Source organism: Paenarthrobacter sp. 10N417, assembly GCF_056394745.1.
Map to the genome: position 1 here is coordinate 141280 of NZ_JBFTIL010000014.1, position 20684 is coordinate 161963.

Genomic DNA, 20684 nt, shown 5'->3' on the forward strand with positions numbered 1-20684 from the left:
TGAATCCGAAGGAATCAGTCGGCGGAGTAGAAACGGGATTCATCGCCCACGGACTTCCCGAGGCGTTTCCCCAGTTCAGCCGAAAACCGGAGCGCTGCGTCAAGCGGGCGATGGTGGATGGCAGCCGAGACGATCTGGCCGGCTTCGTCTTTGGTGAGGATAGTGACTCCGTCGATCTTGAGACCACTGAACGCGGTGGCCTGCCATTCAAGGTAAGTGCGCGGCCCATTGACGGTTTGATGGGTGAACTCCAGCGATTCGTAAATAGAGCTGGCTGCGCTCATTACCGCTTTCACGTTCTCCCGGCCGGTGATGGGCGATCGGATAACGGAAGCCTCAAGCACCACGTCGCGGTGGAAGGCCTCGCCAAAGTCGTCAGCGGATTTGCTGGCAAAAGCGTTGATCCAGCCTTGGGCGTCTCCTCCGCCAGACGTAGTGGCAGATGCTTCAGAAACTTCTTTGAGGAATCGGCCGATGAAACCGGCCACGTTCTGAGGCTGCTCGACGTGAGGCCAGTGGCCCGCCCCGCTGAGTACTTCCTCCTTGACGTGCCGGAATCGCGGGGCGACAGCTGAAGAGATCAGCTCGGCGGTCGCGAACGGGTCTGCTTCACCGCGGATTATTAACACTGGTGAGCTAAATTCGCTCTCCGCAGGGGCGTTCGGAATCCCTTCGTTCCAGCAGTCCACGAGGTGGGTCACGACTTCCGGACGGATGCGGCCCCCTATGTAGGTGAGCTTGTCCAACCCGAACTCGTTCAACCCGCCGCCGAGGTACTGCCGGATCCCTCGTTGGGCTGCTGCATCTCCACCCAGATGCCGGAAAGGACCAACAGCTTCCTCAGGAAGGTGTGTCCCCGCTAAAGGCACCGGGGTAACAAATACAGCACCCACCACTTTGTCTGGATGGCGGACCCCAACTAGTTCGGCTACGAGCGTTGCCATGCTCTGCGCGACGACCACGACGGGCCTGTCCAGACCCGCCACGACGCGAGCGACGTCGTCGGCGTATCGCTCCAGGCTGTAGGGGCCTTCGTCCCCGCTCCGGTCCCCCATCCCGGCCAGGTCCAGCCTCAGAAACTGGGCGTTCGCGGTGGCGAGTTCGGAGACGACGTCGTCCCAGACACTCTGGTCATCCAGGAATCCGTGGATGAAAAGTACGGCCACATCGCCGCTGCCAGTGGTTGTCAACGAGGGGTCCTGCTTCTGCAACTGCTCCATTACAGTGCTCATCTACTGCTCCTTGGTGAGGGTCGAGCCGGATGGGGACCAGGCTGCTGTATTGATGGGTGACCAGTCGCTCGGCTGACCGTCCAGCCGTGCCATGCGTTGCTTGTGCTTGGACTTGAGGAGTTCATCCTCAAGCGGCGTGGTAAACACGTTTTCAACCAGGGTGTACTCAGCCGCCAACCGCCCGACGGCGGTAACTGCTGCCGTATCAATCCGGCCTCGTTCCAGGTAAAGCTCGTCTTTGACGTGGAAACGGACAACTTCGCCCCAGACCACGTGATCGTTCATCTCGCCCACAGGGATGATGCGGTTAACGATGCATTCCATTGCGATGGGAGCGTCTTTGATCCTGGGCGCAGACACGGCTTGTGAAGCCTCTTTTTCCAGCCCCACTGCCTCAAACTCGTCGATGCCCGAGGGAAATTCGAAGGCGGAGGAGTGCAGGGCGTCTGCCTGTGGAAGGGTCGCCACGTTCACCACAAAGTTTCCCGTTTCGCGAATGTTGACGAAGGTGTCCTTGAGGGTCTTCCCGTCTGAGCGCGGCTGCAGCGAGATCGACACCATGGGCGGCTTTCGCCCCACCGCCGTGAAGAAGGAAATGGGCGCAAGATTGGCCACTCCGTCGGGTGAGACGGTGCTCACCCAGGCGATGGCCCTGGGAATGATGCTTCCGATGAGGAGTTTGTAGGAGTCGACGGCGTCGAGATCCGCACTATTGATGATCATGGAGAGCCTTTATCTTTCCTTGTCAGTGTGGGGGCGTTCCTTAGAAGAAACGCGACCTGAGGCTGCATCGGCGCGGCCTGCGGTGGTGGGAAGTTTTGGAGCCTAGTGAAAGGCAGCTGAAGTAAGCGTATCCGCTTTACCTATTTCAGACAAGAGTGTTGATTGAGAATTCGAAAACGCCTTGGGTGCCGCAACCGCGCGGGGGGCGGGGCGGCGGCTATCGCTCCAGAACGACAGCAAGGCCTTGCCCGACGCCGATGCAAATGGCAGCGACTCCAACACCGCCTCCACGGCGCTTCAGCTCGCGCGCCAGGTGTATGAGAATGCGGGAGCCGGACGCCCCCAGCGGGTGGCCCAGCGCCAAGGCTCCACCATGGATATTCACTTTCTCCGGGTCCAGGTCAGGCCAAAGCCGCAGGCACGCAAGGCTTTGGGCGGCAAACGCTTCGTTGAGCTCGACGACGTCGACGTCTGCCCAGGTCTTGCCTGCCCGGGCAAGCGCCTGATTCGCAGCCTCCACAGGGGCAATGCCGAAAACGTTCGGATCGTTGCCGGCCACCCCACGTGAAACGATGCGAGCCAGAGGTTCCGTTTCGAGGGCACCTTCACGGCCGATGAGCATGGCCGCCGCCCCATCATTGAGCGGAGAGGAATTACCCGCCGTTACCGAGCCACCGTCGCGGAACGCCGGCTCCAAGCCAGCCAGGGCCACCTCGGAGGTGCCGGGTCGCACGCCCTCATCGGTGAGGAGCGTCGAATCCGGATGGGGCACGACTTCGTCGTCGTAGATGCCCTCGGACCAGGCCTTGGCAGCCAAGGTGTGGCTTCTCACGGCAAACTGGTCTTGCTCGGTCCTTGATATGCCAAACTTGTCGGCCAGGATTTCAGCCGTCTCGCCATTGGAGATAGTCCAGGCCTCGTTCATCCGGGGGTTGACCATACGCCAGCCCAGCGTCGAACTGTGCAGGGTTTCAGGGCCAGCGGGATACGCCCTCTCGGGTTTTCCCAGGATCCAGGGCGCCCTGCTCATCGACTCAACACCCCCGGCAACAATCAGGTCGGCATCTCCGATTTCCACAGCGCGGCTTGCCTGGATGGCAGCCTCAAGTCCAGAGCCGCACAGTCGATTGACCGTGACGCCAGGTACCGACGTCGGAAGCCCGGCGAGCAGCGCAGCCATGCGCGCCACATTGCGGTTATCCTCCCCAGCACCATTGGCGTTGCCCAGGATCACCTCGTTAATCCTGTCCGCTTCCAGCCCGGGCTGCCTGCCCACCACTTCGCGGACCACATGGGAGGCCAAATCGTCAGGACGAACGCCAGCCAATGACTTACCGAATTTTCCGAAGGGGGTTCGGATCCCGTCGTAGATGAAGCTGCTTGCCATGCTTCTGCCTTTCGTCGTGCATCGGGGAAGGAAATCTGGAATGGGTAGCCGGCACGCGGCCGTGAAAGGAGCATACGCCAAAAAATCGTTGCAGGACATAGTCTAAAGCTGTACGCTTATTTCACGTCTTTACCCCCTTTACTCACACCTCACAAATTCCCCGCGGCGCGCGGCGTTGCTCCCGCGGCTTCACCCTGCCCGTCCAGGGGCGCTGGAAAGAAAAGAGAGACTCATGGCAGAACGACTGGATGTTGAATTCACGGCCGATGGGGGCATCACGCTCCGTGCTTGGCTCTACATCCCGGATGGGCCAGGGCCTCATCCCGCCATCACCATGGCACACGGCTATGCCGGAACCCGAGCTCATCGCCTCGACGCATACGCCTCCCGCTTTGCTGCCAACGGATTCGTGGTCCTGGTCCACGACCACCGCAATTTCGGCGCGAGTGATGGCGAACTTCGTCATGACATCAATCCCTGGCAGCAGATCAAGGACTGGCGCCGGGCGGTAACCTATCTCGAAGGCAGGCCCGAAGTGGACCCCTCGCGCATAGGCCTCTGGGGGTCCAGCTACTCCGGCGGGCACGCGCTTGTTTTGGGGGCCACGGAAGGACGGCTCAAAGCAGTGGTGTCCCAGGTGCCCGCCATTAACGGCCATGTGGCCGGCTCCCGGAGGGCAGTGGGCGATGCCAGGACGGCGCTGGAACAGTCCTTCATCGACGACGAACGGGACCAAGCCGCCGGCAAGGCACCCAGGATGATCGCAGTGGTAAGCAGTGATCCAAATCAGCCTGCCGCGTACCGGCTTCCCTCCGCCCTGCGCTTCTACACGCAACCCGGTCCGGAAGAATACGGCTGGGACAACACCGTCACCTTGCAATCCACCCGGGCAGCGCGCCTGTACGAACCGGGAGTCTGGGCCTCAAGGGTGTCCCCGAAGCCGCTGCTCTTCATCGTGGCCGCTGACGATGAACTGACCGGCACGGACCTGGCCCTCGAGGCCTACGAACAGGCCCAGGAGCCCAAATCACTCGTGATGCTTCCGGGCGGCCACTTCGAGCCGTACGTAGAAAACTTCGAAGAATCAAGTTCCGCCGCCCTCGACTGGTTCTTGCTACACCTCTAACCACCACAAGCTTCAGGGAAAGTGACGCATACTATGGCACCCACAACCGAGCTGGTTTACGACGTCTTTGTCTCCGGCACCCTGCCTCAAACGGGACGAGGCACACTTCCCAACGGTGACCCCCGCATCTGGTCCCCGCTATCCTCCACGCTGATCTCCGGACAGGAGAACGCGGTGCTGGTTGACCCGCCCATGACGGTGGACCAGACAACGAGGGTCGGGGACTGGATTGAGGCCTCAGGGAGGACACTTAGCCACATCTACATCACCCACGGCCATGGCGACCACTGGTTCGGCGCAGGTCCCCTGGCCGAGCGGTTTCCGGGGGTTACAGTACTGGCAACCCCGGGCACGCTCCAGGAAATGGCCATGCACGGCTCCCCGGAGTTCCGTTCCTCCTTCTGGGACTCGATCTTCCCCGACCAGATTCCGCCCACCACAACAGTGACCCAGCCGGTGGACAATGGGTCGTTTGAACTTGAGGGTCATGAACTGCAGATCATTGAAGCGGGCCATACCGACACCGACAACACCACCATGCTCTTCGTTCCCTCCATCGGGCTCCTGGTAGCCGGGGACGCCGTCTATAACGGGGTCCACCCCTATCTGACCGAGTCCCAGGACGGGGGTCTGGAAGCCTGGCTGCGGGCGATTGATATCGCGGAAAGCCTCGATCCGAAGTTCGTTGTGGCCGGCCACAAGAATCCCGCAGTGCCCGATCTGCCCGGACAGATCCAAGAGACCCGCAGGTACCTTTTGGACGCATCAAAGCTCCTGGCCGAGCAACCAACGCCGGAGGAGTTCTTCTCCGCAATGCTTGCGCTTCATCCTGATCGGATAAACCCGGGTGCATTGTGGGGTGCGGCCATGAAACTGCTCAGTTGACCAGCAGACAGGCGCCCACGATAGGGCGCGTTGCGACGACTTCGGAAGCTCAGTTGCCCGATCTCGTCACTGAACCACCGCCTCCCCTCGCTGAACCTCCCCCAAAGCCTCCGTCGCACCCGTTCAACCTGTTTGCCATTCCCCTGGGCATCACTGGGCTGGGAGGCGCCTGGCAGGCGGCACGCCTGACACTTCGTGCTCCCGCATGGCCAGCGGAGGTCTTTTACGGGATAAGTGCCGGCATCTGGTCCATCCTGCTTATCCGGTATCTGGCAAAAAGTTTCCGATACGGGTCCAAGGGACACTTCGACAAAGAACTAAGGCACCCCGGAAACGGCCCGTCAGCGTCGTTCATTCCCCTGGTGGGCATCCTCCTGAGCAGTCACTACATCGAATACAACAAGACGTTTTGGTCCCTGCTGTGCCTGTGCTTCATCATCGCTCTCACGCTGCTCGGAGCAAGACTTCTGGCCCACTGGGTGACCGGAGGAGTGACTCTGGAATGGGTCCACCCGGGTTACCTGCTTCCCGTTGCCGCAGGTCCCTTCATCGCCAGCATCGGCTTCTCCACCATGGGTTTGCCCCAAGCAGCGATCGCCGCGTGGGGAACCGGCGCTTTTTTCTGGCTGGTGATGGGAACGGTGGTGACGGTGCGCTTCATGGCGGGGATTGAGATGCCGGACGAGTTGAAGCCCGTCTTGGCCGCGTATGTGGCCGCCCCCGCAACGGCCTGCGTTGCCTGGATAGTCATCCGCCCGGAGGGTTCCGGAATCATCCAGACAGGACTCACGGGAATCCTCCTCATGATGATTCTGATGCAGGTGGTTCTGATTCCCCAGTACGCCAGCCTGCCGTTTTCGTTGACGTTCTGGATCTTCACCTTCCCGGTGTCAACGTCGGCGAACTACGGCATCCGGTGGCTCAAGACCGTCGACGTCGCCGGCTCGGAACTCATCTCCTGGGCCCTCTTGGGCCTTGCCACGGCTTTTGTTCTTGGCACCGGAATACGGACACTCATTCACGGTTCGCCAGCCAAGAAAGAGCGCTGACGCTTCCGCATAGGCGTGACCACAGCAAGTCCGCGCGGAGGCGCCCAACTGGATGTTCGACGTCGGGCGCTTGAGTTCTGGGAATGGTTGCGGCGCGCAGGGGCGACAAGGAAGGACCTTCGGGTGGAGCGGGACTTGTAGAGAGTCCAGCTCCACTCGGAGGTCTTTTCCGTGTTCAGGGCACTCGCCGCGAGGGCATGACCGTGGCGCGGGAGCATCGGGCCCTGAGCAGCTCGGCGCGGGATGCCAATTGCTTCTCCAGTCGGCGCCTGCCGGAGGCGCTGCCAGCGAACTGCGCCGGAAGGTGCGACAGCACCCGTTCGGAAGTCAGCGAACCTTGCCACCGGCTGACTCGGCAAACAGCGGAGCCACCTTGCTCCGGAGCAGGAGCAAGGTGGCTCGGATTGGGACTATTTATCGCTGACGTCCTGTGTGACCCTTATGCGTCCGAACGTGAACGGCGCATGGTCATCGCCCTGACTGCCCCCACGGCTGCAGCTCCGGCCAGGAGTGGAATGGCCAGGGCGAAGAAGATCTGGTCCACGCCCCATCCCGCACCCAGCATCACGCCACCCAGCACACCGCTGACGATGGAGCCGGCCTTGCCGAAGCTGTGCATCCATGACACGCCGGTTGCGCGGGCTTCAGTGGGGAAAACGGATGTGCTCAGTGCGTTCATACCGCTGTTGGCACCCACCAGCACAACGCCGATGGTGAAGCCCAGAACCAGCAGCAGGGGCAAGGTCAGATTGACTGATGCCAGGATCCAGGCCGCTCCGGCGGCCAGCGTGAAGGCCGCACCGAGGGATACATATTTGCCCAGCTTCTCCATGGCAAACCCGATAGCCAAGGCTCCGATCACACCGCCGATGCCGAACATCGAAACCACATTGCCTGTGCCCGCGGCGTCGATATGAAGTTGCTTGACGATCAGCGGCAGGTAGTTCAGGAACATATAAACCACTGCGGCGCAGATGAAGTAGCAAAGCCAGATGAGCAGCGATACCACCACAAGTTTCTTGGACAGTACGGCCCTGACACCTCCAACCGGCTTGGCAGCGCCAGCCTGCGGTGCGCCCGTCAGATCCACAGTGTTCATGTCGAAGCCGGGGATGATGGCACTCAGTACCTTCGTCACTTTTTCAGTCCGGCCTCCCCTTCGAATCATGAACACCGTTGATTCCGGAAGGCCCCACAACAGCGCGGGCAGGAGAATCAATGCCAGGACTGTTCCGGTTCCGAGCAGCCACTGCCAGCCCAAGGTGGGGAGAATGGTGGATGCCAGGAAGCCGGTGATGACTGTCCCCAACGGGAAACCCGTGAACGTGATGGCCACAATGGCGGCCTTACGCTTTTCAGGCGCAAACTCGGCAACGAGTGTGATGACCAGGGGCATCACAGCTCCGAGGAACAGGCATGCCACCACCCGGAAGATTCCCAACGTAAGGTCGTTTTGTGCCAGCGCGCCGCCTAAGGTGGCCAGCCCGAATCCTGCCGTGCCTACGATAATCGGGAGCCTTCGGCCGATCTGGTCCGACAGCGGGCCGGCAACCATCGAACCGACGGTGAGGCCCACAACTCCCAGCGTCACCATGGTGGTAACTGTTGCCAGCGAGGTACCCCACTGCGTGACTATTTGTGGGTAGATGAATCCCCACAGGCCGATTTCAACTCCTTCAAGGGTCATGGTCAGGAACCCGAGAAGGATGATCACGCGGCGCCTGTTGCCAAGCGGCGCCTGATTGAGTATTTCCTGAACGGTCAAGCGGGAGGATGCCGGGGTCCGGAGGTCGGTCGTCTTTGACGCCTCGTTGGCAATTGCCATGTTGTTTGCCTTTCTAATGCACGCCGTCGTTGGCGTGCGTGAGCTGATGCGAAGCTCGTAGTGCTCGTGGATCAGGGCACGCAGTCTTCCGTGAGCGATTGCCGTCTAGGTTGTTCCCTTGCGCCTTGCTCATGGCAACCGAATCCTCAAGTGTGATCGGGGACACAGGGTGAACTCTGCGATTGAAAGAAGCTTAAGCTACACAGCTCTTTCAAGCAATGGTTTTTCGGTATTCAATCCGCTGGCCTTGCCGTCCGCGAGATGGCCTCGACCCGAAGCGCCTTCAACCAGCCGCTGATCACGCTCCAGGACTCCTCCCAGCCGCCGTCGAGCATCATGTCATGTCCGATCCCGGCGAGTTCCCGCACATCGGCGCCATAGCGTCGTGCGGTTGCGCGCGCCGACCGCGCTGGCACCATTCGGTCGTGCCTGCTGTGGACGGACAGAAGCGGATATTCGGACTTCACCTTCGCCGGAAGGTGGAAAAGCAGCTGGTACTGGACCCAGGGTGACTCCCCGCAAAGGGATCGGGAGATCTCCGCCGCCTCCTCAGCGCCCATCCGCTCGAACAACATGTCCGGCGGCAGCCGAAGGCTTCGACCCGCGAGAAACCGCATCGCTTGCCAGGGATGGCTTCTCAGCACCGAAAACACCGTTCCGAAGGCCGGACCGGAGGTGATGGAGCCAACAAGCACGCCCGCGCTCACCGTCGTCGGCTGCAGCGCCAACACCCGCTGCACCACCAGTCCACCGAGTGAGTGTCCAACCAAGACGATCTCATCGGCATCGACAGCCTCGACGGCGCGAAGGACGTCTTCAACATAATCCTTCAGCCGGGCGGAACGCAGGCGTCCTCCGCTGCCGCCATGGCCCCTGAGCGAGATCGCGTACGCCGCATAGCCATCCTCGGAGGCTGCGTGCATCCAGTTGCGCCAGCACGTTGCGTCATGACCGAGGCCATGCACAAAGAGAAGAGCAGAACGGGGTCGGATCGCCCCCGGAGGGCCTGACGCGAGAATCTCGAGTTGAACATTGCCGCCGGCGTTAAACATCATCGTTTCCATAGCGGATGAAGCTATCAGAATGTGACAGAAGTAACAACGGTTTGCCTATTGCGACGGTGTTCTGCCGCAAGCCGTGACATGATCAGCACCGCTCCATGAGCGACGTCCGCAATATCGCACCTCTCTGGTCCTTCCCTGCCGGAAACAAAAATGCTCGACCGGAACATACCGGCCGAGCATTTTTGTCTGAACTGTTATTGATTCCCCAGCCGCCAGCGATGTTGCCAGACCCTGCTTGGAAATCGGCTTGCTCAGTAGTAGGGAACGGGACGGTTCTCCTTGCGCCAGAGCTGTTCGAACTCGGACCATCCAGGTGGCGGAACGAGGCCTTGAACGCGCCAAAGGTCCTCAGGGGTTTCGTCGACGTGGATCTCCCAGTCGTAGCCGCGCTCTTTCACGAAGGGCACAAGGACCTCCTCCACTTTGTCGTGGAAGTCTGCCCGGAGCTGTTCCGAGGTCAAGCTTCCGAGGGCGATTCCGTTCACCACCGTCTTCTTGTTCGTGTGGTGCTCGATGTAGTCAACTGTTTTACGGGCTATGTGGTCAAGGCGGATGCGTATGAAATTGTTCGCCGCTTCGCCTCCAACGTAGATGCTGTTGCGGGGCATCTCATGAAAGACGACGACGACGTAAAACTTCGGCAGATCGACCAAGTCGTAGTAGATCGACGTTATTCCTCGAGTCAACGCCTCCTTGTCCTCATCGGTAAAAGCGTCCTTGGGTGTGTAAATTTCCCAGAATGGCATTCCTGGCTCCTCCTTCTCCTTTGTAGGTGTTGCATGGGTGACCGTAGACCCCGTCGCAGGATTAGCAGCGCTGCAATCGTGATCTTCATCACCATATAGCCGCTCGTGACTGCCGGATTGGGACCAGCGCGTCAAGGTGATGTACAACTGCGCCTGGTTGAACAGTGCGTGATTCAGGCGCACTCCGGCAAGGTCCAGTTGCGTGGCTTAAGGCGGTGGCTGCGTGATCTACTAATGCCTATCCAGCGCCACCGCTGTTGGAACAGCAGCCATTGAGGGGAACTCTTCGCCACCACGCAGGTGCTCCAAGAACCATGAACTTGCGGCTTCGCTGGATTGCTCGAAGTGGTCCGTATAGGTGTCGAAGTGGCCGCCTTCATGCACGAGAACCTGCTTCGGATGACGGGCGGACTCGAATGCTGCCAACTGGACTTCCGGGAAGGTGCAGGTATCAGCCCGGCCTACGATCATCAGCAGGGGCTTCGGTGCCAGGTGAGGAATCCATCCGGCTGGTTCGAACTCCAGCAAGTGGGCTACCGATCGTAGCGTCACCTCGTTGCTCCATGACGGCGAATCCTGGAGAGCGAAGTTGATGAAGTCCTGCTCAACGCTCGGAGGAAGGGCACAGAGCGTGTTGGGGTCCGACGAGAAGACCGGAATCATTTCAGGCGCTTCTCCGGCGATACGGCCGCGGCGATCGGCCTCGAGGCGCCGTTCGAGTTCGGCTCTCTGCTCAACGCTGAACATCTGCCGACTATTCAAGTGCCCGCTTACCTGTGGAATCTGGGCAACGACACATCGGACCCTGGGGTCGTTGGCGCCGATCACCATGGCCAGCCCTCCTGCAAAGCTGGATCCCCAGAGGCCAACTCCGGCAGCGCCGTCAACCTCGGGAAGTTCTGTAGCTTGTGTGATCACGTCTCGCCAGTCCGCCATCTGCACATAGGGGTCAACCTCATGGCGGAGCTTGCCCCCTGAAGTGCCAAAGCCTCGGTGGTCGTAGACGATCACGGTGAAACCGGATACCGCGAAGGCCGCTGCATAGTGGTCGATGTGCTCCTTTATTCCACCGAATCCATGGGCCATGACGATGCAGGGTGCGGCCACGTTCGGTTCTGCGTGTAGGTAGCCACGAAGAACGGTTCCGTCCTCTGTCTTGATTTCAATATCTCTTCTTACGAGTGCTTCACTATTTTTCACAAGTGTTTCCTGATCTAACTCGTCGGCAGTTGGTGGTGAGTTGCAGTCCTGTTGGCCTGCTCAGTAGTACGGGACGGGACGGTTCTCCTTGCGCCAGAGCCTCTCAAAGTCCGATTCTCCTGGTGGGGGGACGAGGCCTTGCACACGCCAAAGATCCTCAGGAGTTTCGTCGACGTGAATCTCCCAGTCGTAGCCGCGCTCTTTCACGAAGGGTGCCAGCATCTCCTCGGCCAGATTGTGGAAGTACGCCCTAATCTGTTCGGTGGTGAAGCTTCCTGCGGGCATCCCGTTCACGACCATGTCCTCGTTCATGTCGCGGGCGATATGGTCAACGCGGATGCGTATGAAATTGTTTGCGGCTTCGCCTCCGACGTAGATGCTGTTGCGGGACATGTTGTGGAACACGACGACAACGTAGAACTTCGGCAGGTTCACTAATTCATAGATCGACGTGATTTTCTCTGTCAGCGCCTCCTTGTCCTCATCGGCAAAAGCGCCCTCGGGCGTATAAATCTCCCAGAATGGCATCCAGGCTCCTCCTTCTCCTTTGTAGGTGTTGCATGGTGACCACGGCCCCCTTTGCAGGATTAGCAGCCCCGCAATCGTGATCTTCATCACCGTAGAGCCGCTCGTGACCGCCGGATTGGGACCAGCGCGTCAAGGTGATGTACAACTGCGCCTCGTTGAATTGAACTGCCCCTGCTCCCGTGGCTGACCCTGGCGCACATATGCGACTGAGGGACGCGATTTTCCTATAGCGACCTCGTTGTTCATCCGTAGCGTGGCAACTGTGGCGCCTCGTTCGGAGCCGCCAACCACACTGGAGGTCATAATGAGCAGCAACACCCGTTCCTCGAAGCTAAGCCCGCCGGTCCGTGCGACGGTCTACGCCGGCCGTTGGCCCGAGATCCCGGCCCGCGAGTTTCCCGGCATCCCAACTGGTACTTTCTCTCCCACCACGGCGACTCTTATCAGCGGCCCTACGGAGGCAATCCTCGTTGACGCGCTATTCCTCAAAGAGGACGTCAAGGATCTCGGGGACCTGATCGAGCGCTCGGGCAAGAAACTCACCACGATCTACCTGACCCATGCACATGCCGACCACTATCTGGGCTTTGGACCGCTCCTGGAGCGCTTCCCCGAAGCAAGAGCCGTGGCGCTTCCCCACGTAGTGGAGGCCATCAAAGACACAATGGAGCAGCAACGAGTGGAGTGGGATCTGTTGTTCGGTGACGCTTGCGTGACGGCCGGCCCCCTTCCCGATCCCTTGGAAGGCCACACCCTGCACGTCGATGGGTCGCTGGTGGAGATCATTGAGGTAAAGCAGGCCGACATCAATCCAACCACCGTGGTCCACGTGCCGGACATCGGCCTGGTTGTGGCAGGTGACGCGATTTACAACGAAATCCATCCAATGCTCGGACTCTCCAGGCCCGCGGAGTGGGAGGACTGGCTGGAAACAGTGGATCTTGTGGAGGGCCTCAATCCCCGGATGATCGTCAGTGGCCACCGAAGGCCGGACGGTGATGACTATGCCGTCACTGACATGATCGCCACCACCCGGGCCTACATCAAGGATTTCGCTGCCGCTTATCAAGATGCCAAGGATGCCGAAGAACTCACCCGCGTCATGGTGGCCAAGTATCCGCATCACGGAAACCTGTGGACACTTCAGTTCTCTGCGCAGAGTGCGATAGCACGTCGCGATTCCGGCGAACTCCTCGTAAGCACTGGGACAGAGGTGAACTAGTTACCATTCTTCTTCAGACGTTCGGAAACGAGGCCGCATCCACTCTTCCCTAACATAGTCATTCAGCTTATGGTTATGTCGGAACCCGGAGTGGGGGCCTGAAGGGTGATGCTTCGGGTTCGCCACGGATTTTTGTCTGTGACTGTGGAAAGGGCCGTTTTGTTAGACCTGCGAAATACTCTCAGTACCAACTCGGAGTTCGATGCTCATTGGAGGATCGAAGCAAATGAGCGCATCGCAAGGATGGATCTAAAGCCGATTGGAGCAAGCGAACGTCCAGGGAAGTTCCTGAAGCGCGACCTTGGGGACATCCTGATCACCGACTGGGATTCTCCGCCGATCGAGGGAGTGCGCAGCGCGAAGGACGGACGCGGAGGCGATGAGGCATTGCTGCTCTTCACGGCCTCTGCCGGGAAACAAGTCATAGATACGGCATACGGAAGCGCGGTCCTACAGCCCGGGATCGTGCTTCTGTCCGACACCCGCGGGCCGGGCAAGTTTGTCATTCCGCATTTCGTACGGAAGAAGAGCGTCAGGATACCTTCCTCCGCCCTCATCCCCTTCCTTGCCAAAACAAGTATTCCGGACTCCTTGGTACTCCGGACAGCAGACAGCCCCCTGGCACAGATCCTCCAAGACCTACTGCACGGGATCGACCGTCAATACACCCGAATGTCGCAGTCGGAACTGGAAGGTGCCCGTAACGCGATGCTTTCGCTCATCGCCGGACTGGTCCTCGGTAATAAGGCCAACGTTGGCGGCAGCGACTTCCTGCCAATGCTTCGGCCGCGTCTTGAGCAATGGATTAGCGAGCATCTTCAATGCAGGACCCTCCGGGTAGAGGACATCGCCACAGCACATAATGTCTCTCCGCGAACGGTACAGCGAGCCTTTGCTTCAACAGGTGACAGCGTCCGGTCGGTTGTTCGCGCTCATCGACTCGCGGCGGTCAGGCGCGACTTGCTCACATCCGACCAACCGGTGGCCACAATTGCCCACCGCTGGGGTTTCTTCGACGCTAGTCACTTGAGCCGGATATTCAAGCACGAGTTTGCGATGACACCCGGAGAGTTTCGTGAGAGTTATCAGCAGACAACAGCGCCGGCATCAGCTCCTGCACCCCTTGGTCGCGGCGTTCCGGCGCCAGACTCGGGAGTCAACGAAGCGTCACGGTCAACCGGGTTGATATCCCAGCCCTTGGATGACGCTTGGGCGCCACTCTTCAATGCCCTTGCAGGGGCGAGTCCCACATAGGAGCAGTTTTCTGGCATGCGGACGTACAGACGACAGGGCAAGGAAACAGAAATTGACGAACTTCGACGCAACCCAGACCGCTGCCACATCAGGCCTCGCCCTGAGAGAAAAAGTGATGGGGAAAGAACATGTCCAAAAGTCTCTTGAGGAAGCAAGTGACTTCTCGCGGGCCATTCAGGAACTCGTTACAGATTTTGCTTGGGGAAGGATCTGGACCAGAACGGGTTTGGATCTGCGAACGCGCAGCATGCTGAATCTCGCCATGTTGACTGCCCTGAACCGAAACCAGGAACTCGCCGGGCACGTCCGCGGAGCACTCAACAACGGTGTCACCGAAAAGGAGATACAAGAAGTCTTGATTCAGGCAATGGTCTACTGCGGGGCTCCAGCCGCCTTGGAGTCATTCCGTGTTGCCGAACGGACCATCATCCAATACAACGCCGAGAACAACGGCTGAGAACCACTGGACGCGGGCCGTGCCAAAGCCATTCGTCTCCCATCTCTAACGTGATTCGACCCCGTGACCCCACCAGTCACTCGTGCGTTACCTATTCTCGTTGGACGGTTGTGAGACTGCCTCAGTTGTATCGAGCTTTGAAAAAGGAAGGGAATCGGCATGACTGTCATTGAAGACATTCCGCAGCGATTGCTGCCTGCCCCTGGTGCAGATGGCTACTGGGATCTCACTGAGGTTGATGCATCCAAAAGGGAGGCCACTTTTGAAGAGTTCTTATCGACCGCACTTGTAGACATGGCAGTGCGTATCGACGCAACCTGGACGGCAGCGTCGTTTCAGTCCTGGGCCCGCCGCCGCTGGATCCAGGATCTTGCCCTTGTTGAGGCTGGCTGTGATCCCTGCCAAGGCATGCGAGGAAAGCGCCGGGCCGCTCGGGCAGCGGACCCATACCTCGGTGTAACGGTCCTGCGCGAAGGGAGCGAAACGCTGGTTGTGGGCGACGCAACGTTCGACATGCGCCCAGGCGATGCTGTTGTGTGGCGCAGCGACCAGCCGATCCGGTTTCAGGTCCACTCACCACAAATCAAACAGACACTTATTATCCCGCTGATCGCACTGGAGGAAACGAGTGGCGGGAACTTCCTGTTCCGACCGCTACTCCTTGACCGCACAGCACCGGCCACTGAGTTGTTTACCGGGTACCTCGCGTTGCTGGCGCGGACGCTTGACCGGCTGAGCGCCTCCGAAATGCGCGCGGCACGCAGTGCGGCCTTGGAGCTGTTAATTCCGGCGGCCCGCCACCACGTCACTGCGGAAAACGGAGGAGCAACTGAGCCGCCAATTGCCCTGATGAAGGACTGGATCGAGCAGCGCCTTCGGTCGGGGGACATCACAGCCCTTTCGATCGCTGCCGCTCACGGGATGTCGGTTCGCGGAGTGTATAGGGTCTTTGAGGAGGCCGGCGAGACTGTCGGAGCGTTCGTGCGAGCACGACGGTTGGCTAGGGCGCGTCGGGATCTCGCCGCTGGAGCCGGTTCAATCGCGGATATCGCGGTACGTTGGGGCTTTTCCGATCCCAGCCACTTCGCTCGTGCCTTCCGCGCAGAGTACGGCTGCGCGCCCCGGGATTACCGGACCTCCGCCGCGACATTATCCTGACGTGCTGATTTTCGATTTAAGGTTCTGGCACAGATAGGCCAGAACCTGGCACGCAAATGCAGGAAGTCGACCTTCGCCGCCAGTGAAGATGTATTCACCAAGCCGTAACAAATCAAGGAGGAATTTCTGTGGCCCGTGAAGACATCGAGTTCACCGCACAAGGTGCGACAATGCGTGGCTGGTTCTACCCCGCCGACGACTCCAGCGGTGAGGCGCCGTGCGTGGTCCTGTCGCACGGATTCTCAGCAGTCAAAGAGATGTGGCTCGACCACTACGCCGAGGTGTTCCAGGCGGCCGGGTTGAGCTGCCTGGTCTACGACCACCCCGGATTCGGGGCCAGTGACCCGTTGCCGGGTACGCCACGTCAGGAGATCGACCCGTGGCAGCAGATCCGCTGCACCCAGCACGCGATCACCTACGCCCAATCCCGTCCCGATGTCAATGCCGACCACATCGGCCTCTGGGGAACCAGCTACAGCGCTTCGCACGCCTTCGTCGTCGCCGCGACCGATCACCGGGTCAAAGCCGTCGTCACCCAGGTCCCAGCCATCTCAGGCACCGCATCGTTCACCAGCCAGATCCGCATCGACCACTGGGCACCGACCGACGCCGCGTTCGCCGGCGAACGACTCGCCCGGATGAGCGGCGCCGCACCGACGATGATGCCCGTCGTCACTGAAGACCCCGCCGGGCACGCCGCGCTGGGACACCGCGACTCCTACGAATGGTTCACCACCCACGCCGACCGGGCCCCGTCCTGGCGCAACGAACTCACCGTGCAGTCCGTCGAGTTCGTGCGTGGCTACGACGTCGAGTCGTGGATCCCCGCGATCTCGCCCACCCCGCTGCTGATGATCGTTGCACCTCACGACCGGGTAACCGACGGCCAGATCGCTCTCGCGGCCTACGAAACAGCCTTGCAGCCCAAGAAGCTGGTCCCGATCCCAGGAGGCCACTTCGACTCCTACACCGGACCCAACTTCGACACCACTTCCCAAGCCGCCCGGGACTGGTTCCTCGAACACCTCCCCACCGGGCACTGAAAGGCCACGAATCATGTCCCAGACAACGACGTCACCCGGACCCACCGCCCTCGAGTTCGTCCACCTCGAACTCGTCCACCACAACCCGGTCGCCGCCTACGAGTTCCTCCGCGACAGCCTCGGTGCCGAGCGAGTTGAGAAAGAGATCGCCGACTACATCTCGAATACCTTCGGGGTCGTCGGCGAGCACGTCAAGGTCGGAAACATCGTGTTCCAGATCTTCACCCCCGGACCCAACCTTCCGACCTGGCACACCCAACTCCACGAACACGGACCAAGCGTCCACAACGTCACCTTCTTCGTCAACGACGTCGAGACCGTCAAACAACGGATGCTCGGCAAGGGTGCCACCGAGATCATCGACACTCACGTGCCCTTCGACGAGATCGGCCTCGGCGACGGACCCTCCCGCCTCCTCGTCATGGATGCACGAGAACAAACCGGCCTCCGATTCGAACTATGCCCTAACGTCCCCGGCTGGAACCCCTATCCAGGACGAACCGACACCACACCACCAACCAACACCGACCAACCCACCGCCCAGGCCCTCCTCCATCTCGAGATCGTTCATCCCGACCCGGAAGCGGTCTTTGAGTTCCTCAGCGATTGCCTTGGGGCGGAGCGGGTGGAAAAGGAGATCTCCGAGAATCTGGAGAAGGCATTCGGATTCGGACCTATCCTTCATGCCAAGGTCGGAAACATTGTTTTTCAGATCCTGAAACCTCCGCCAACTATCTTGGGCCAGCCCACCTCGTGGTACGAGGAGCTCGAGGAGCGCGGCCCTGGCGTTCATAACGTGACGTTCTATGTGGACGATGTGGAAGCGGTCAAACAGCGAATGGTCGGCATGGGAGCCACCGCACTCATCGATATGGACGTGCCGTTCCACGAATTCGGCATGGGAGAGGCGCCCACCCGCTTGTTGGTGATGGACGCCCGAGAGCAGACAGGCCTACGGTTCGAGATGGTCCAACCGATTGATGGTTGGACTCCCTATCCGGAGGCATCCGAGCGTCTGGGTATCAGCAATAAGTAGAAACGAGTTGCGACATTCAGCCACCCGACGGAACTGCGGTTCCGTCGGGTGGCTGAGAGATCCAGATGATAGCCAGCCTCGGTTCTTCCAAAAGGAGAAAAATGATCACGCAGCTACCTCAAAGCGAAGACGAGAGCTTGAAGTATGCCGTTCTCGTCGACCGTCGCCCCTCTCTTACCCGAGACCTCCCGTATGGGCCTGCCGATCTTCAGTGGGTAACGAATACGTCAACCCTGCTCTACGGCTCCCGTGACGCGATCTTGATCGATACCTTCACGACGGCGGCACAAAACGAGAGGCTGGTCGAGTGGGTCGCCTCTTTCGACCGCAACTTGGTTCGAATTTACTCCACCCATGGGCATGGGGATCACTTCTTCGGCATCGGACAGTTGCTCCGCCGGTATAGGGAAGCCACTGCAGTCGCAACCTCCGGAACGGTCCGGGAGGCTAGGAAGCATGCCTCGCCTGCAATGCTGACGGAATTCTGGGGCATGCTGTTCCCCGGTGAGATCCCGTCTCCGCTGCAACTGCCCACTGTTATCGATTCGCCGGTCCTGGAGCTTCATGGCCATGAACTCCAAATCATTCCAACGGGTTTCACAGACACCGAAGACACCACGGCCGTATGGGTACCTAGTCTGGGTTTGCTCGTCGGCGGTGACGTTGTTTATAACCACACGCACCCGTACCTCGCGGAGACTACTCCCTTATCGCGGGACAATTGGCGATCTGCACTTGAGCAACTGTCCAGACTCGGCGCCAGGGCTGTGGTGGCAGGGCATAAACACAGCGACTACCCGGATGACCCGGACGATATCGCAGAAACGTTGTCCTACCTTGAAGATTTTGACGTGTTGCGCGAAGCCACCACAACCTCCGCCGAGCTATATGCCGCCATCCTCGAAAAGCATCCAAACCGCGCTAATCCTGGCTCCGCGTGGGCGGCAGCAAAGGCGGCTCACGCCGCCTAGCGCGTTGAGCACTCCTGCACACGAGCGGCGGACTTTCGTCCATAATTGAGCATCGTAGGACTCCCCCTGTGGTGAACACCAGATTGTTCAAGGAATTCTTAGTGAATAACGTTTTGGCAAAAGCGCAGGTAGTCAACGAGGACGGGGCTTGGGCCAGGTTCCTGCCCGGCTTGCCCTGGCAGCCGAGGAGACGACGTCGGAAGAAGCGACCATTGATCTAATCGCCGCTCTTCGTGAATACGCCGAAGACTGGGAGGACCACCTCCGCAGGGCGCCGAATCATCAGGGCAACTGGGCCCTAGTGCAACTGATTCACTCCGCCACTAATGAGGAACTGGACGCTTGGCTGACCGGTAGCAAGAAGTGAGCCAAAACCTTACATGACGGGCGAATTCTTCGGACTCGTATCTCACGGCCAGTGGACCGGGCCGAGTACGGTCCTTCCCCTCTGGGGCGAAATTTGAGGAATCAACTCGAATCAAGCCCGCATGTCAGTTGCCCTGAGCCAGCGGCGCGAACCGGTACCCAACGCCGCGCGCGGTCTCGAGCCAGCGCGGGTTCTGGCTGCCGTCGCCAAGCTTCTTGCGCAAATTGCCCGTATGCACCTCAACGGCGCGTTCATCCGCATCGCTGACGTAACTGTCGACGTCGTAGGTCATTTCGCAGACGCCGCGCCAGATCTGCCTTGGTCCGCACAATCCTGCCGGTCGTAAGGAGGGCAAGCAGGAGGTCGAATTCAGTGCGTGTCATCCTCAGTTCATTCCCGTTCAGGACTGCCGTACGGGATCCGGCCGAAACGGCAAGGCCGCCCGATGCCAAGCAACTCACAGGCAGCAACGGCGATAAGCGCGTCCGCACCGGTGACTATCGGATCATCCACGAGATCCAGGACGCACAACTCGTCGTCCTTGTCCTTGCCATGGGCCAGCGCCGAGACATCTACCAGCACTAACGCCGGCAGCCCCTGGCGCTTCATGTCAGCCTGACGAGTCACCACCATCTAACTGGGCGCCCATGGCGGGCTGACGGCGAAACAGGATTCCATAAGAGTTCCGGAAACTGGTGCGTCAGTGGGCCGACGGTGAGGGAAACCATCGGCCGAGCTGATAACGCGGCTTCGTCACGCCACCACATAGCAACCTTGCTGGCAGAGCGCGACTCCCGCTCTACATGCTTTCATCGGCATGGCCCTTAGCGTCGGATATCTGGACTTTGATGCCGCGGCCTTGAAGGATGCCCGGCCATGCCAACTCACGCAGTCGATTGCCGCTTGGATCTACGAGGCGATGCCCCTCGACAGCGTTGCCTTCGAATAAGGGTGCCTTCCACCTGCTCGGCCTGAACTGGACGAGCGAATGGCAGCAGAGGGACCGGTGTCAGGGTCGGCGGCGAAGGCGTCGTCCGGGACCGTGACGCTGCCCCTTTCACGCTGACGCCCTCCCCTGCTTGCGTCTTGGGTTGCCGCGGCCACGCCACCTACCGGGTGTACTCTAGCCACCGGGTGCGTGTCGCCCTACAGTGCAGACCTTCAGAGGAGCCGACTATGGCTGATGACAGGGTGGCCCGAAAGCAGTGCCACGTGCGACGGGACCGGGTCCTGTGAACAAGAACCGGCTCGAGGCGTTCAGTGACGGCGTGCTGGCCATCATCATCACCATCATGGTCCTGGAGCTGCACACCCCGGAAACGCCAACATGGGAGGGCGTGGCCGCAGTTCTGCCGACCCTCTTCAGCTACCTTCTGAGCTTCGTGTATGTCGGGATCTACTGGAACAACCA

22 protein-coding genes and 1 pseudogene are annotated in these 20684 nt (G+C 60.1%); 14 read left to right on the top strand and 9 right to left on the bottom strand.

What is annotated here, in order from left to right:
* Positions 1-14 precede the first annotated feature (14 nt).
* The 3 genes from AC1DCM_RS17450 to AC1DCM_RS17460 form a co-directional block, all read right to left on the bottom strand.
* A complete protein-coding gene (locus tag AC1DCM_RS17450) occupies positions 15-1232 on the bottom strand; it encodes an alpha/beta fold hydrolase (protein ID WP_477516847.1) in 1218 nt (405 codons plus the stop codon).
* The gene (locus AC1DCM_RS17455) at positions 1233-1955 is read right to left on the bottom strand and encodes a flavin reductase family protein (protein WP_442003627.1); all 723 of its coding nucleotides are present in this window, start codon (positions 1953-1955) and stop codon (positions 1233-1235) included.
* Between the two features lie 217 nt (positions 1956-2172).
* Positions 2173-3342 carry a thiolase family protein gene (locus AC1DCM_RS17460; protein WP_442019220.1) on the bottom strand — a complete coding sequence of 390 codons (1170 nt, stop codon included), beginning with the start codon at positions 3340-3342 and terminating at the stop codon, positions 2173-2175.
* A 232-nt stretch (positions 3343-3574) separates the two neighbouring features.
* On the opposite strand from AC1DCM_RS17460, the gene AC1DCM_RS17465 reads away from it, so the two are divergent.
* From AC1DCM_RS17465 to AC1DCM_RS17475, 3 genes are read left to right on the top strand one after another with little or no spacing between them, the layout of a single operon-like run.
* The gene (locus AC1DCM_RS17465; RefSeq protein ID WP_477516848.1) at positions 3575-4468 is read left to right on the top strand and encodes an alpha/beta hydrolase; all 894 of its coding nucleotides are present in this window, start codon (positions 3575-3577) and stop codon (positions 4466-4468) included.
* A gap of 33 nt (positions 4469-4501) precedes the next feature.
* A complete protein-coding gene (locus AC1DCM_RS17470; RefSeq protein ID WP_477516849.1) occupies positions 4502-5353 on the top strand; it encodes an MBL fold metallo-hydrolase in 852 nt (283 codons plus the stop codon).
* A gap of 53 nt (positions 5354-5406) precedes the next feature.
* Entirely contained in the window at positions 5407-6402 is a 996-nt protein-coding gene (locus tag AC1DCM_RS17475) for an SLAC1 family transporter (RefSeq protein WP_477519173.1), read from the top strand.
* Positions 6403-6841: 439 nt separating this feature from the next.
* On the opposite strand, the gene AC1DCM_RS17480 is transcribed toward AC1DCM_RS17475, so the two are convergent.
* From AC1DCM_RS17480 to AC1DCM_RS17500, 5 genes are all read right to left on the bottom strand, one after another.
* Positions 6842-8227 (bottom strand): MFS transporter, encoded by a 1386-nt coding sequence (locus tag AC1DCM_RS17480; protein ID WP_442003622.1) that lies wholly within the window; start codon positions 8225-8227, stop codon positions 6842-6844.
* Between the two features lie 233 nt (positions 8228-8460).
* Positions 8461-9282 (bottom strand): alpha/beta hydrolase, encoded by an 822-nt coding sequence (locus AC1DCM_RS17485; RefSeq protein WP_477519174.1) that lies wholly within the window; start codon positions 9280-9282, stop codon positions 8461-8463.
* A gap of 260 nt (positions 9283-9542) precedes the next feature.
* Positions 9543-10037 carry a tautomerase family protein gene (locus tag AC1DCM_RS17490; protein ID WP_442003620.1) on the bottom strand — a complete coding sequence of 165 codons (495 nt, stop codon included), beginning with the start codon at positions 10035-10037 and terminating at the stop codon, positions 9543-9545.
* Between the two features lie 231 nt (positions 10038-10268).
* A complete protein-coding gene (locus AC1DCM_RS17495) occupies positions 10269-11237 on the bottom strand; it encodes an alpha/beta hydrolase (protein ID WP_442003619.1) in 969 nt (322 codons plus the stop codon).
* 60 nt (positions 11238-11297) lie between these two features.
* Positions 11298-11765 (bottom strand): tautomerase family protein, encoded by a 468-nt coding sequence (locus AC1DCM_RS17500; RefSeq protein WP_442003618.1) that lies wholly within the window; start codon positions 11763-11765, stop codon positions 11298-11300.
* A gap of 304 nt (positions 11766-12069) precedes the next feature.
* Between AC1DCM_RS17500 and AC1DCM_RS17505 the strand changes: the two genes are divergently transcribed.
* From AC1DCM_RS17505 to AC1DCM_RS17540, 8 genes are all read left to right on the top strand, one after another.
* Positions 12070-12987 carry an MBL fold metallo-hydrolase gene (locus tag AC1DCM_RS17505; protein WP_477516852.1) on the top strand — a complete coding sequence of 306 codons (918 nt, stop codon included), beginning with the start codon at positions 12070-12072 and terminating at the stop codon, positions 12985-12987.
* Between the two features lie 243 nt (positions 12988-13230).
* Entirely contained in the window at positions 13231-14241 is a 1011-nt protein-coding gene (locus AC1DCM_RS17510; RefSeq protein ID WP_442003616.1) for a helix-turn-helix domain-containing protein, read from the top strand.
* A gap of 52 nt (positions 14242-14293) precedes the next feature.
* Complete coding sequence (locus AC1DCM_RS17515) at positions 14294-14698, top strand: carboxymuconolactone decarboxylase family protein (RefSeq protein WP_442003615.1); 405 nt, start codon at positions 14294-14296, stop codon at positions 14696-14698.
* 159 nt (positions 14699-14857) lie between these two features.
* The gene (locus AC1DCM_RS17520; protein ID WP_442003614.1) at positions 14858-15856 is read left to right on the top strand and encodes a helix-turn-helix domain-containing protein; all 999 of its coding nucleotides are present in this window, start codon (positions 14858-14860) and stop codon (positions 15854-15856) included.
* A 128-nt stretch (positions 15857-15984) separates the two neighbouring features.
* Positions 15985-16899: an alpha/beta hydrolase gene (locus tag AC1DCM_RS17525; RefSeq protein ID WP_442003613.1), complete on the top strand. Its 915-nt coding sequence runs from the start codon at positions 15985-15987 to the stop codon at positions 16897-16899.
* A 13-nt stretch (positions 16900-16912) separates the two neighbouring features.
* Positions 16913-17935, top strand: coding sequence for a VOC family protein (locus tag AC1DCM_RS17530; protein ID WP_442003612.1), 1023 nt, complete (start codon positions 16913-16915; stop codon positions 17933-17935).
* A gap of 101 nt (positions 17936-18036) precedes the next feature.
* On the top strand, positions 18037-18906 hold the full coding sequence (locus AC1DCM_RS17535) for an MBL fold metallo-hydrolase (RefSeq protein WP_442003611.1): 870 nt from the start codon (positions 18037-18039) through the stop codon (positions 18904-18906).
* A 148-nt stretch (positions 18907-19054) separates the two neighbouring features.
* Positions 19055-19273 carry a hypothetical protein gene (locus AC1DCM_RS17540; protein WP_442005908.1) on the top strand — a complete coding sequence of 73 codons (219 nt, stop codon included), beginning with the start codon at positions 19055-19057 and terminating at the stop codon, positions 19271-19273.
* A gap of 124 nt (positions 19274-19397) precedes the next feature.
* Here AC1DCM_RS17540 and AC1DCM_RS17545 read toward each other — a convergent pair.
* Positions 19398-19713: pseudogene (locus AC1DCM_RS17545) on the bottom strand (winged helix-turn-helix domain-containing protein); the annotation flags it as partial.
* Between AC1DCM_RS17545 and AC1DCM_RS17550 the strand changes: the two are divergent.
* The 3 genes from AC1DCM_RS17550 to AC1DCM_RS17560 all read left to right on the top strand — a co-directional run.
* Positions 19646-19858 carry a type II toxin-antitoxin system RelE family toxin gene (locus AC1DCM_RS17550; RefSeq protein WP_442005907.1) on the top strand — a complete coding sequence of 71 codons (213 nt, stop codon included), beginning with the start codon at positions 19646-19648 and terminating at the stop codon, positions 19856-19858. The pseudogene AC1DCM_RS17545 and the gene AC1DCM_RS17550 overlap by 68 nt on opposite strands.
* 232 nt (positions 19859-20090) lie before the next feature.
* Complete coding sequence (locus AC1DCM_RS17555) at positions 20091-20222, top strand: hypothetical protein (protein WP_442019231.1); 132 nt, start codon at positions 20091-20093, stop codon at positions 20220-20222.
* Positions 20223-20505: 283 nt separating this feature from the next.
* The coding region (locus AC1DCM_RS17560) for a TMEM175 family protein (RefSeq protein ID WP_477519180.1) at positions 20506-20684 on the top strand (179 nt) is incomplete at its 3' end.